Origin of the sequence: Acinetobacter sp. YH12064 (assembly GCF_013419735.1) — a bacterium.
Classification (GTDB): domain Bacteria; phylum Pseudomonadota; class Gammaproteobacteria; order Pseudomonadales; family Moraxellaceae; genus Acinetobacter; species Acinetobacter amyesii.
This window is the reverse complement of sequence record NZ_VOZP01000013.1, coordinates 141,448-155,075: the sequence shown is the minus strand read 5'-3', so window position 1 is coordinate 155,075 and position 13,628 is coordinate 141,448. Positions and strand designations below refer to the sequence as shown.

Here is a 13,628-nt window from a genome sequence, read left to right as displayed (position 1 = left end):
GCAAGAGTGAACCACCTGATCCCTTCCCGAACTCAGAAGTGAAACCTCTTAGCGCTGATGGTAGTGTGGGGTTACCCATGTGAGAGTAAGTCATCGCCAGCTCATTATTCGAAACACCCCCTGATATTTCAGGGGGTGTTTTTTTATGCGGGGAGAAAAGGGAAAAATAAGCAGAAAAGTAGAAGGATAAAACAGGAAAATGAGAAAATTATTGATAGATTGAGACTTGAATTATTTAAACATGGATGATTATTAGACAATAAACGCATTTAAAAATCATCAATTGAGGGAATTCTCAGCCTAAAAATGTCGGAAAACCTGAATGTAAGTCAGCTAAAACAACAGTTTAAATGCCTAATTATCGACTTAAGTGATGGCTGATGACTTATAATTTAGAAATCTACGACTTAGATCGTAGAACTGCGATTTTTTTCTATAAAATTTGAGTTTTATTCTGACAATTTTCATATCAAATAATCTATCGTCTGATTGTGATTTAGCTTCTAATAACACATTGATAATTAATCATTATTAAAACTAGACCCGCAGTCCATCGATTTTTTTATGTATAAATATTTCAAAAATATCTAAGTTTTTATGACATTTTATTCCCAAATGACATAGATATATCTGAAAGGTATGGGTCTATACCTTTGTAATTTTGGACAATTTACATTGAAAAACGGCATTGTAGCGAAAAATAAAACTCACAATTGGAGGTGAGGTTCAATGTCTACAAGCACAATGAATGTGAATAGCGTTGTCGATAACGCTAAGTTCACAAAATCGCATTTCAGCATCATGATGTGGTGTCTAATTCTTATTTTATTTGATGGTTATGACTTAGCGATCAATGGTGTTGCGCTGCCTTTATTGATGAAAGATTGGGGATTAACAGCTGTTCAGGCAGGCATGCTTGCGAGTACAGCACTTGCAGGGATGATGTTTGGTGCCATGATGTTTGGTACTTTGGCTGATAAGATTGGCCGTAAGAAAGTCATCATGATCTGTGTATTTTTATTCAGTACATTCACATTTCTAGGCGGTTTTGCATCAAATCCTACGGAATTTGGTGCTTTACGTTTTATTGCTGGACTTGGCATTGGTGGAGTATTACCGAACCTTGTGGCATTGACGTCTGAATATGCACCTAAGCATCTACGTAGTACTTTAGTGACCACTATGTTCAGTGGTTATGCAATGGGTGGCATCATGGCCGCTCTATTTGGTTCATGGTTTACTGCGGATTATGGCTGGCAAATCATGTTCTTCATTGCGGGTATTCCACTGTTACTGTTGCCGTTTGCTTGGAAATTTTTACCTGAATCGCTCACATTTTTGGTGAAGGTGAATCGTCACGATGAAGCTCGTAGGATGATTCAAACCATTGCACCAGAGCAAACGGTGACTGCAAATACTCAACTTGAACTGACTGAAGTTGCTGTTCCGGGTGGAGCGTCTGTTAGAGCATTGTATAAGCAAGGTCGTGGCATAAGTACGATGTTGTTTTGGCTATGCTTCTTTATGTGTCTATTAACCCTTTATGCATTAGGTAGTTGGTTACCAAAGCTAATGATGGCCGCAGGTTATTCATTAGGTAGCAGTTTGACGTTCCTATTGGCGATGAATATTGGTGCGGTAATTGGTACGATTGGGGGAGGTATCTTAGCGGATAAGTTCCATTTAAAACCGGTGATCATTACATTATGTCTGGCAGGTGCTGTGGCATTATCTTTACTCGGCTTTAATTCTCCACAGCCTGTGATCTACCTTTTGGTTGCAGTGGCAGGTGCATCAGCAATTGGTTCTCAAATCTTACTCTATAGCTATGTTGCACAGTATTATCCGCTGTCTGTTCGTTCTACAGGTATTGGTTGGGCATCTGCTGTGGGGCGTACAGGTGCGATTGTTGGCCCGATTCTGATCGGCTATTTATTATCACAAGAATTGCCACATCAAATTAATTTTATGGCTGTGGGAATTCCAGTAGTCATCGCAGCGATTGCAGTGTTCTTTATTCGCAAAGCTCAAACGGATGAAGAAGTTGCTGCTTTAGAAAATGTGAATAAGGCTTCAGTGAAAACACAACGTTCGTATAGCTAAATCATAGATTTAAAAAGCCCGTCATTTGATGGGCTTTTTTCATGTTGTATTCACATTTTTTATTATTAATTTAGTTTTGAAGAATTTATTAATATTATGATAAATAATGAGATTTTTTATTTTAAATAACTTTTCTAATTTAATGTCATTGTTATATAGAGACTCGATCATACGTTTTTCAGTGCAAGCAGAGGTTTGAAAATAGGGGATGAAGTTCAGGGCGTATAAGTAATCAAGTTTGAGGCTTGTGGTTCATTTTGTTACTTAAATATAGTGAACTCTGTGCTCAGTCAGCGCATGATAGAGGGCATAGATTTATTCACATTTATCAATAATGTCTCAAGATCATGGAAATATCGTCATGTCCAAAGCCGTACAAGATATAAAAGACTATCCGCTCTATGTTGCAGGTAAAGCAGCGACCACAGCACAGTGGTTAGAAGTGAATCATAAATATACCCAAGACGTATATGCACGCGTTGCACTCGCAGATGCTGCAACCATTGAAAAAGCCATTGATTCAGCGGTTAAATCTAGCGCTGCAATGGCGGCATTGGAACCTTTTCAAAAACAAAAAATCTTACTGCACTGTGTTAAACGTTTTAATGAAATGCGTGCAGAATTGACTGAAATTTTAATTGCGGAAGGTGGAAAACCGCGTAAAGCCGCAGCTGCTGAAGTTGAACGTTTAATTAATACCTTTCAAATTGCTGCCGATGCTGTCACACAGATGGATGATGGTCGCATGATCCCATTGGCAGTTACCGCAGCGGCATCTGGCTATCAAGGCATGGTCAAACATGTGCCAATTGGTCCTGTATCGTTGATCAGCCCGTTTAATTTTCCGATCAATCTGACTGCGCATAAAATTGCACCTGCCATTGCCGCAGGCTGTCCATTTGTTTTGAAGCCTGCAAGTTTGACGCCTATTTCAGCTTTAAAAATTGCGGAAGTTTTGGCAGAAACGGATTTACCTAAAGGTGCCTTTTCGGTTTTACCTTGTCCACGGGAACATGCAGATGTATTAGTCACAGACGACCGATTTAAACTGCTCAGCTTTACCGGTTCCGATGTTGTGGGTTGGGATATGAAAGCGCGTGCGGGACGTAAAAAAGTGACTTTGGAACTCGGTGGCAACGCTGCGGTATTGGTTGAGCCTGATACTGAAATTTCAGCGGCATTTATTGAACGTTTAGTCGGTGGGGCGTATAACCATGCAGGGCAGGTGTGTATCAGCGTACAACGCATCTTGGTGCATGCCGATATCTATGCCGATGTGAAGAAAAAACTCGTGGCGAGAATGAAGGAGCTTAAAGCGGCTGATCCACAGTTGGAAAGCACCATGGTCGGTCCTATGATTAAGGAAGCAGAAGCAACACGCGTACATAAATGGGTCGATAAAGCAGTAAAAAAAGGTGCCAAAGCATTGGTTCGTGGTGAACATCAGGGGGCTTTGCTTGATCCAATTTTATTAGAAAATGTCGATGAATCGCTAGAAGTGTATAAAGATGAAATCTTTGGCCCTGTGGCGATTTTGGAAAAATACAAAAATTTTGAAAAAGGTATCGCCAAAATTAATAGCAGCCGTTTTGGTTTACAGGCGGGCATCTATACGCAAAATTTGAATAAAATGTTGTATGCGTGGAATCACTTAGAGGTTGGTGGAGTGATTATTAATGACATTCCGTCTTTCCGTGTCGATAACATGCCATATGGTGGCGTAAAAGATTCTGGCTTAGGCCGTGAAGGGATTCAGTCTGCCATTCGAGATATGAAAGAAGAACGCGTATTGGCGATAAAACTGTAGCAGTTTAAACTTGGGCTTTGTTCAGTATGGATCTGTTCGAAGCCCAGTTTTTGAATCATTGCAAAAATCTAAAGTGAATAAGAAAAAATGAAACGAATTTTATTATTGGTCAGTTTGATGACCGTGAATATGGCTGTCTTTGCCTTTAACGCCACTCAAATGGTGACGGATGCACGCAGTCAAATAGGGAAAACCTTATATTACGATCCTGCATATACTGCACTGCGTTATCCGATGGGAGATGTCCCTTTAATCAAGGGTGTTTGTACCGATGTGGTAATTCGTGCATTACGACAGCAAGGGATTGATTTACAAAAAGCCATTCATGAAGATATGAAAGCCAATTTTAAGCAGTATCCACAAAAATGGGGCTTAAAAAGTACTGATAAAAATATTGATCATCGGCGTGTTCCCAATATTCAAACCTGGATGCAACGTCAGGGCTTTGTTGTCAAGGATAAGCAGTATTTGGCCGGAGATATTGTCACTTGGGACTTAGGGCGTGGTTTAGTGCATATCGGTGTGGTTTCAGATCGTAAAGTGAAAGGTAGCGATGTTCCGCTGATCATCCATAATATAGGAGAGGGCACACAGGAAGAAGATATTTTACATGCCTATCAAATTACCGGACATTATCGAGTGAAATAACTTAAAAATTTAATTGGAAATAAAATATTCCTAAAAGTTATATTATTGATAACTTAAATTGTATGAAAAATAAGCTGATTAAATGAACATTTAAGCCTAAACACATTATAAAAATGGAATATTTGCCGTAGAAATTACAGAAAAACTTAAAAAAAGTGAGTATTGTTAATTCATACAAAGGGAAAGTTATTTGTGGTGTTTTTAACCAAAATGCGCATGTGATTTTTCTGTTTGCAATTTGGTATAGACGCTCACAAGGTATCTCACCAGATCAAACACCCAGAATTTTATTTTTATGGTTCTTTTTTTGCTCGCGATATAACCATAACAAGCAGCAGTTAAAGATGCCTGAGGTTTAGGTGTTCTATGTCAGATAATCGTGAAAACTGGTCGGCACGATCAGGATTTATCATTGCCGCTATTGGTTCCGCTGTAGGTTTGGGAAACATTTGGCGTTTCCCTTACGTGGCATATGAAAATGGTGGTGGTGCATTTTTAATTCCCTATTTAATTGCAATTTTTGCAGCGGGTTTGCCTTTATTATTCTTAGATTATGCAGTGGGGCATAAATTCCGAAAAGCACCGCCTACTGCATATAAAAAACTTATGAACAGTGAGGCATTAGGCTGGTGGCAAGTGATGGTGACACTCATCATCGGGATCTACTATGCCAGCGTATTGTCATGGGCCGGCAGTTATATTTTCTACTCAATTGGTCAAAAATGGGGTGAAGATACGCAAGGCTTCTTCTTTAATACCTACTTGCAAAATGCCGATGGAATTGCCTTTGGTTTTGTACCGACCTTATTTTTTGGATTGGTGATTGTTTGGGCGATTACTATGTTCATCTTATATGGTGGTGTGAAGAAGGGTGTTGAGCTTTCGAATAAAATCTTTATTCCATTGTTGGTGATTTTATTCTCGATTTTGGTGATTCAAGCAGTGCGTTTACCGGGTGCTACAGAAGGTTTAAATGCATTCTTTACGCCAAACTGGGATGCGATGACTGACTATAAAGTATGGTTAGCAGCCTTTGGTCATATCTTCTTCTCGTTATCGATTGGTTTCGGGATTATGTTGACCTATGCGTCTTACTTAAAAGCAAAAACCAACTTGACCGGTTCAGGTGTAGTCGTTGCATTAGCCAACTCATCATTTGAAATCTTAGCGGGTATTGGTATTTTTGCAGCATTGGGCTTTATGGCGCATAGTGCGGGTGTACCGGTAAATGAAGTGGTTTCAGACGGTATTGGTCTTGCATTTATTGCTTTCCCGAAAATCATTTCGAGCTTAGGTGCTGGCGGCGATTTATTTGGTTTCTTGTTCTTCTCGTCACTGGCTGTAGCAGGGATCACCTCAATGGTGAGTATTTTGGAAGTGCCAATTGCGTCGTTCCAAGATAAATTCGGCTGGTCACGTAAAAAAGCTGTAACGATTGTTGCGGGTGGTTCTGCCATTGTATCAACCTTAATTTTCTCAACCCACAGTGCGATTACTTTCGTTGACATCATTGACTACTTCGCCAATAACATTGGTATCGTAGCGGGTGGTTTGTTCTCGATTATCTTGGTGTCTTGGTTCCGTCGTCCATTGCTTGCGCAATTACGTAATCATGTGAATCAATATTCAAGTATCAAATTGGGCTTTGGTTGGAACTTCTTATTAACGGTTGTTACTCCGCTTTCATTATTAGTAGCTTTAGGCTTAACCATTAAAGACGTTGCATCTAAAGGCTATGGTGGTTATCCAGTTGACGTGTTATTGCCTGTAGCCGGTTTAGTCATTGCGATCTTTGTGCTTGGTGCCATTGTATTTAGTTGCATGAAAGACAAAAACCCTGAGGAGAAATAACATGAATACATCTGCATTAATCATGATGATCATTTCAATTGTTTTGCTTTGGGGCGGTTTGATCTTAGCGTCGATCCATTTAGCAAAACATCCAGATGAAGAAGATTAAGCTTCATCGTTGATAAAAAAGGAACCCGAGGGTTCCTTTTTTATGTGGTACTAAAAAGCAAATTCTATTGTAGATTAAGCTGTTTTTTGAATGCGGCAGTAGAAGAAGCCATCGCCATAACCCACTTTCGGGAACAATTGACGACCATGAATTTGTTCAACACCCCAATCCGCTTCAATTTTAATTTCTTGGGCATCGGCATGATTGGCAAAGAACTCAACCATTTGCTGTTCATTTTCAGCTTTTAAAATCGAGCAAGTGATGTAAAGCAGCGTACCGCCAACTTTAAGCTGCTTCCACATATTTTCCAAAATTTGTTTTTGTAACACTACAGTTTTTGCAATGTCGCCCGATTGACGTAGTAAACGAATATCAGGATGACGACGCATTACACCGACAGCAGTACATGGCGCATCGAGCACGATACAATCAGCAAGTTCAGGAGCAGTATAGGTGATGGCATCGGCAGTCTGAATTTCAACATGTTTACCATCGAGATCCAAACGATCAAGGTTTTCAACCACGCGTTTCAGACGCTTTTCATCTTGATCCAGTGCAATGAGTTTCTTCGGTTGGAAAGTCTCTAAAATATGTGCGGTTTTACCACCCGGCGCAGCACAAGCATCAATCACAAATTTACCATCGAGATTTGGTAATAGTGTTGCACACAGTTGAGCATGTTCATCTTGTACCGAAAAACCACCTGCTTCAAAGCCCGGTAAACTTGGAATATGTAGGCTTTCGTCCATCACAATACCGACATTAGAGAGTTCACAGCGATGTGCATCGATGCCTTCATCTTCCAAAATATCGAGGTATTCGTCACGGCTGACTTGGCGTGTATTGACACGTAAAGTCAGTGGTGCAATTTGCTTAAGCTCATAACTAAGTTCATCAAATTGTTCGCCCCAGTCTTTTTTCAGACGTTTGGTTAACCAACTTGGTAAATTGGTGGCTTGTTCAAGTACGTCGTAGAACTGTTCTGTTTCACGTGTTGCACGGCGCAAAATTGCGTTGATTAAGCCACTTAGACTTCCCATACCCAATTGTTTTGCAGCTTCCACCGTTTCAGAAATTGCAGCATGAGCTGCGACACGGGTACATAACAATTGGTATAAACCGAGGTATAAACAGGTTTCAACCACTTGGTTATCTACCGGTTTAGACAGTAATGGTAAAGTCAATTGTTTCAATGCATACCATTGACGTAAACAACCGAGCACCAATTCATGGAATAACGCACGGTCTTTATCTGACACGATATTCATTTGCTGCGCGAGTACCGATTGCAGCGATTGACCATTTTGGACAGCCAATAACGTCTTCACTACCTGAGCACGTAAATTAAGGTCTCGGGTCGAGGCGTTGGGAGATTGCTTCATTATAAAATTTGTCCAATAGTCAATTTTTGGGTTTGTAAAATTTGTACAGGGTTGAGTGGTTTAGCACCTGGCCATTGTAAAGAGGTCAAAATAATCACGCTGCCATTGGCACAGGCAACGTGTATGCCTTTTTTGTCGATGGCAATGATTTCACCTGCTTGAGCGTTCGGTGCAGACACAGCAGAAAGTTCAGAATGCCAAACACGTAAGTTGTTTTGTTCATCTAACTGAATAAATGCTACCGGCCACGGATTAAAGGCGCGAATATTACGATCGATTTGTACGGCATCGATGGACCAATCAATTTTTGCTTCGGCTTTTGAAAGCTTATGTGCATAAACTGTTAATGCTTCGTCTTGGACTTCACGGCTGTCTAAATATTGCTGCAATGTTTGTTCAGTGTCTAAAACGGCAGCAATTGCAGTTGCACCTTGCTCTGCAAGTTTGTCATGCAAAGTTGCAGAGGTATCCGTTGCTTCAATCGGGCAGATGGTTTTATACATCATGTCGCCAGTATCGAGTCCGGCTGCCATTTTCATAATGGTGACACCTGTTTCAATATCACCTGTTGCGATGGCACGTTGAATCGGTGCTGCACCGCGCCAACGTGGCAGCAATGAACCATGAATATTCAGGCAACCATATTTCGGGGTATCTAGCACGACTTGCGGCAAGATCAAACCATAGGCTGCAACCACCATAACATCGGCATTTAAGGCCTTTAATTCCGCTTGTGCGGCTAAACCTTCTTCAGTCGATGATTTGAAATGAAGCGGTTGGTAAACAGGAATATGGTGCTCTAAAGCCAATTGCTTTACGGCAGAAGCTGTGAGTTTTTGTCCACGTCCAGCTTTGCGGTCAGGTTGAGTGTATACCGCAACAATTTCATGTTGTGTGTTGAGCAATGCAGCTAGTGCTGTTGCGGCAAATTCTGGCGTACCGGCAAAGATGATTTTCAAAATGAATGAACCGAATCTGTGTTGAATATGTGGATTATAGCAAATGATTAATGCGTAATTTAGAACATTAGAAATTGATTTTTGCAACTTTGAAGCTGTCCAAGCTCAATGATTTCATAACCCAAAATCGCAAATTTGCAATTTTTAAATAAATTATATTTATATAAAATTTAAAAATTATTCATGAAAGTTTTGTATTGTGCAGCCATTGATGGCGGTATAGTAGATTTCAGTTAAAAGATTTTTGTCGTCAAATCACTCGTTTTTATTGATAGACCCATCTGCCCAAATCTCAGCTTAAAAAGCCATCTTTAAAAACAATGGCTTGGTGTATGATAGGTTTAAAATTCGACTGATTTTACATCATTGTCAGTATGATTTAGCCAGAGTGAATCTGTAGGATTCATTTCAAGCTCAAACTTTGTTGGAAATATAAAATGCCTGACTATCGTTCAAAAACATCGACACACGGAAGAAATATGGCGGGTGCGCGCGGCTTATGGCGCGCAACTGGTATGAAAGATGAAGACTTCGGTAAACCAATTATTGCCGTCGTGAACTCATTTACTCAATTTGTACCGGGTCACGTTCATCTTAAAGACCTTGGTCAACTTGTGGCGCGTCAAATTGAGCAAGCAGGCGGTGTAGCCAAAGAGTTCAATACCATTGCGGTTGATGACGGTATTGCGATGGGTCATGACGGGATGCTGTATTCATTGCCTTCACGTGACTTGATTGCAGACTCTGTTGAATACATGGTGAGCGCACACTGTGCCGATGCCATGGTTTGTATTTCCAACTGTGACAAAATTACTCCAGGGATGTTGATGGCGGCAATGCGTTTGAACATTCCAGTGGTATTTGTCTCTGGTGGTCCAATGGAAGCGGGTAAAGTTAAAATCCGTGGCAACGACAAAGCCATCGACTTAATTGATGCCATGATTGTGGCTGCAGATGACAACTATACCGATGAAGAAGTAGCAGAATACGAACGCTCTGCATGCCCAACTTGCGGTTCATGCTCAGGTATGTTCACCGCAAACTCAATGAACTGCTTAACAGAAGCATTGGGCCTGTCTTTACCGGGTAACGGCTCTACACTGGCAACACATGCAAACCGTAAAAAATTATTCGAACGCGCAGGCTCTTTAATTGTTGAATTGGCTAAACGTCATTATGAACAAGATGATTACAGCGTATTGCCACGTGAAATGGTGACCAAAGCCTCGTATGAAAATGCAATGACTTTAGACATCGCGATGGGTGGTTCAACCAATACCGTTCTACACTTGTTGGCTGCAGCCAATGAAGCTGGCGTTGATTTCACGATGGACGACATTGACCGTTTATCTCGTAAAGTGCCTGTACTCTGTAAAGTTGCACCTGCGAAAAACGACGTACATATGGAAGATGTACACCGTGCTGGCGGTATCATGTCCATTCTCGGTGAATTAGACCGTGCAGGCTTATTGGACACATCTGTAGGTACTGTTCACGAAGCAAGCTTAAAAGATGCTTTAGATAAATGGGACATTATCCGTACTGAAAATGAAGACGTTTACCAATTCTTCCGTTCAGCGCCGGGCGGTGTACCAACGCAAACTGCATTCTCACAAGATCGATATTACCAACGTCTTGACGGTGACCGTGAAAATGGCGTGATCCGTAATGCTGAACATGCATTCTCTAAAGATGGTGGTTTGGCTGTGCTTTACGGAAACATTGCGTTAGATGGCTGTATTGTCAAAACGGCAGGTGTAGATGATTCAATCTTGAAATTCAACGGTACTGCACGTGTGTTTGAAAGCCAAGATTCTGCAGTAGAGGCGATCTTGGGTAATGAAATCAAAGCCGGTGATGTGGTGGTGATTCGCTATGAAGGCCCACGTGGTGGTCCGGGCATGCAAGAAATGTTGTACCCAACCAGCTACCTGAAATCGAAAGGTCTAGGCAAAGAATGTGCGTTATTGACTGACGGTCGTTTCTCTGGCGGTTCATCAGGCCTTTCAATTGGTCACGTATCTCCAGAAGCAGCAGAAGGCGGTGCAATTGGTTTGGTGGAAGATGGTGATTTAATCGAAATCGATATTCCAAACCGTACCATCAACTTAGCTGTTGATGAAGAAACCATGGCCGCTCGCCGTGCAGCGCAAGAAGCTAAAGGCTGGCATCCTGTGGAAGAGCGTCCGCGTAAAATCTCGAAAGCATTGAAAGCGTATGCAATGCATACCACGAGTGCGGCGAAAGGCGCAGTACGTGAAATCTAAATTTTAGATCTCCAAATAAAAAAGCACTCCACATGGGGTGCTTTTTTAATTTACATCTACATAACTTGCATTGGATACGAGGAAATGTCATCCGCAACTGTCTGAGGCAAACGGTAATTTAAAAGTGAATGTTTCTGCGATCATTTTTTTAGTTGCAACCAGTTGCCGAGTTTTGCGGATGACAAATGGTTTTGGTTACTTTTGCCAAAACAAAAGTAACATACGTGCTCCGAAAATTAGCTTTTATAGGATAAGACTCCGCTGTAATCAGCTTTTAAATGAAATAATGGGACAATAATTCTAAGTTATAGATTTATTAATCTGATTAAAAATAATGTTTCTTGAAGCAACTAAATAAAATTTAATAATTAGTGGATGTCATTAAAATTCTAAAAAGACAGCCTCGAATAGTAGCTATAATTTATATGGCTTTGTGTAGGCAATCCCTTACTTTTGAAAGATCCAAAGTAACAAAAATCTTTTGTTCTGCTGATATGGCATCCCTGCCATACAGAAAAACAGCGACATCCATGTCGCTTTGTCATGTGATTGAATGGTATTGCATGCGCTAAAAATCTTTTTTGTTGAGATGTAATTTCTTTTACATGCCGAGCGCTTTCTATACAATAAATTTAAAAGAACCCGCCAAAGCTGAAGCCAAAATCAGCCATCGCCAAGGAAGAACAATGAGTAAAAATAATATCCGCGAACATTCAGCACCTGTTTATGACGGCATAGAAAATGCGCCTGCACGTTCCATGATGCGTGCCACAGGCTTCCAAGATGCTGACTTTAAGCGCCCATTTATAGGCATCGCCTCGACTTGGGCCAATGTCACGCCGTGTAATATGCATATTGATGGCTTGGCGCGTGAAGCTGAAAGTGGGGTGAATGCTGCAGGCGGGAAAGGCATTATTTTTAATACCATCACCATTTCTGACGGTATATCCAACGGTACAGAAGGCATGAAGTATTCATTGCTATCGCGGGAAATCATTGCCGATTCCATTGAAGCTGTGGTGGGCTGTCAGGCCTATGATGGCGTAATTGCCATAGGCGGCTGCGACAAGAACATGCCGGGCTGTATCATGGGTTTGGCGCGATTAAACCGTCCGGGCCTGTTTATTTATGGTGGCACCATCAAACCTGGAGCAGGGCATACCGACATGATTTCGGTATTTGAAGCAGTCGGTCAGCAAGCCAAAGGCGAAATTAATGAAATTCAGGTCAAGCAGATTGAAGAAGTCGCGCTGCCGGGGCCGGGTTCGTGCGGCGGTATGTATACGGCCAATTCGATGGCTTCAGCGATTGAAGCACTGGGCATGAGCTTGCCGGGGTCTTCAGCACAGGAAGCGGTATCCGCGGATAAAATTGCCGACTGCCAGCGTGCAGGTGAAGCCGTGATGAACCTGCTGCGTCTGGATATTAAACCACGTGACATTATGACCAAAGCCGCTTTTGAAAACTCGATTAAAGTGCTAATTGCTTTAGGCGGGTCAACCAATGGCGTGCTGCATTTGATTGCCATGGCGCATACCGCAGGTGTGGAACTCTCTTTGGATGATTTTGTGCGTATTGGCAAAGATATTCCTGTGGTGGCCGATGTACGTCCATCGGGTAAATATTTAATGTCGGAACTGATTGCTATTGGTGGTATTCAGCCGCTCATGAAACGCATGTTGGATGCAGGAATGCTCGATGGTTCTTGCCTGACGGTTACGGGCAAAACTTTGGCGGAAAACTTAGCCGATGTAGCAGATTATCCTGCAGGTCAACAAATTATTCTGCCGTTTGATGCGCCAATCAAAAAGGATTCGCACTTGGTGGTACTCAAAGGCAATCTGTCACCGACAGGTGCTGTGGCTAAAATTACCGGTAAAGAAGGGCTGTATTTTGAAGGGCCTGCGCGGGTATTTGAGGGTGAGCAGGGTGCCATGCGTGGTATTTTAGATGGCGAAGTACAAGAAGGTGAAGTGGTAGTGATCCGCGGTGTCGGGCCAAAAGGTGGGCCGGGTATGCCGGAAATGTTAAAACCGACTTCAGCGATTATTGGTAAAGGTCTAGGCCAATCTGTTGCACTGTTGACTGATGGGCGTTTCTCTGGCGGTAGTCATGGTTTTGTGATTGGTCATGTGACACCTGAAGCCTATGAAGGCGGCCCAATTGGCTTGGTTAAAAACGGCGATAAAATTTCAATTAACGCTGAAACCCGTGAAATGACTTGGCATGTGGCTGAGGATGAAATTGCTGCACGTCGCGCGGCCTGGGTCAAACCGAAACCAAACTATACCCACGGCGCTTTGGCTAAATTTGCCAAGTTGACCTCTGGTGCGGAAAAAGGTGCGGTGACTGACCTAAATCTAGACGTCTAATCCATTGTTAAACATTGAACATTCAGCCCTGACTTGATATAAGTTTTGCACAAGGCTTATATCTCATTTAAAACAGCTTCATAATAGAAGTTGAATTTTAAGTATGTGCTGGAAGGTTCGGCACAATTCA

The 13,628-nt window shown here is 41.8% G+C and carries 9 protein-coding genes and 1 rRNA gene; 8 read left to right on the top strand and 2 right to left on the bottom strand.

Annotation, left to right across the window (positions count from 1 at the left end):
* The 6 genes from rrf to FTU13_RS13625 all read left to right on the top strand — a co-directional run.
* A 5S ribosomal RNA gene (rrf, locus tag FTU13_RS13650) occupies positions 1-102 on the top strand; the annotation flags it as partial.
* A gap of 627 nt (positions 103-729) precedes the next feature.
* Positions 730-2,103 carry an MFS transporter gene (locus FTU13_RS13645; protein ID WP_078194503.1) on the top strand — a complete coding sequence of 458 codons (1,374 nt, stop codon included), beginning with the start codon at positions 730-732 and terminating at the stop codon, positions 2,101-2,103.
* A gap of 361 nt (positions 2,104-2,464) precedes the next feature.
* On the top strand, positions 2,465-3,910 hold the full coding sequence (locus tag FTU13_RS13640) for an aldehyde dehydrogenase family protein (RefSeq protein WP_180128571.1): 1,446 nt from the start codon (positions 2,465-2,467) through the stop codon (positions 3,908-3,910).
* Positions 3,911-4,027: 117 nt separating this feature from the next.
* Positions 4,028-4,558 carry a DUF1287 domain-containing protein gene (locus FTU13_RS13635; protein WP_373423911.1) on the top strand — a complete coding sequence of 177 codons (531 nt, stop codon included), beginning with the start codon at positions 4,028-4,030 and terminating at the stop codon, positions 4,556-4,558.
* Positions 4,559-4,924: 366 nt separating this feature from the next.
* Positions 4,925-6,409 carry a sodium-dependent transporter gene (locus FTU13_RS13630; RefSeq protein WP_180128568.1) on the top strand — a complete coding sequence of 495 codons (1,485 nt, stop codon included), beginning with the start codon at positions 4,925-4,927 and terminating at the stop codon, positions 6,407-6,409.
* A gap of 1 nt (position 6,410) precedes the next feature.
* Positions 6,411-6,518, top strand: coding sequence for a methionine/alanine import family NSS transporter small subunit (locus FTU13_RS13625; protein WP_078191653.1), 108 nt, complete (start codon positions 6,411-6,413; stop codon positions 6,516-6,518).
* A 74-nt stretch (positions 6,519-6,592) separates the two neighbouring features.
* Here the strand turns inward: FTU13_RS13625 and rsmB are convergent, their stop codons facing one another.
* Both rsmB and fmt read right to left on the bottom strand, forming a co-directional pair.
* The gene (rsmB, locus tag FTU13_RS13620) at positions 6,593-7,900 is read right to left on the bottom strand and encodes a 16S rRNA (cytosine(967)-C(5))-methyltransferase RsmB (protein WP_180079291.1); all 1,308 of its coding nucleotides are present in this window, start codon (positions 7,898-7,900) and stop codon (positions 6,593-6,595) included.
* A complete protein-coding gene (gene fmt, locus FTU13_RS13615; protein ID WP_111885186.1) occupies positions 7,900-8,859 on the bottom strand; it encodes a methionyl-tRNA formyltransferase in 960 nt (319 codons plus the stop codon). The genes rsmB and fmt overlap by 1 nt, the downstream gene beginning before the upstream one ends.
* A gap of 437 nt (positions 8,860-9,296) precedes the next feature.
* Between fmt and ilvD (FTU13_RS13610) the strand changes: the two genes are divergently transcribed.
* Together ilvD (FTU13_RS13610) and ilvD (FTU13_RS13605) are read left to right on the top strand one after the other, a co-directional pair.
* Positions 9,297-11,126, top strand: a complete 1,830-nt coding sequence (gene ilvD / locus FTU13_RS13610) for a dihydroxy-acid dehydratase (protein ID WP_078194499.1) — start codon at positions 9,297-9,299, stop codon at positions 11,124-11,126.
* Positions 11,127-11,812: 686 nt separating this feature from the next.
* Complete coding sequence (gene ilvD / locus FTU13_RS13605; protein ID WP_180128567.1) at positions 11,813-13,498, top strand: dihydroxy-acid dehydratase; 1,686 nt, start codon at positions 11,813-11,815, stop codon at positions 13,496-13,498.
* The last annotated feature ends 130 nt before the right edge of the window (positions 13,499-13,628 follow it).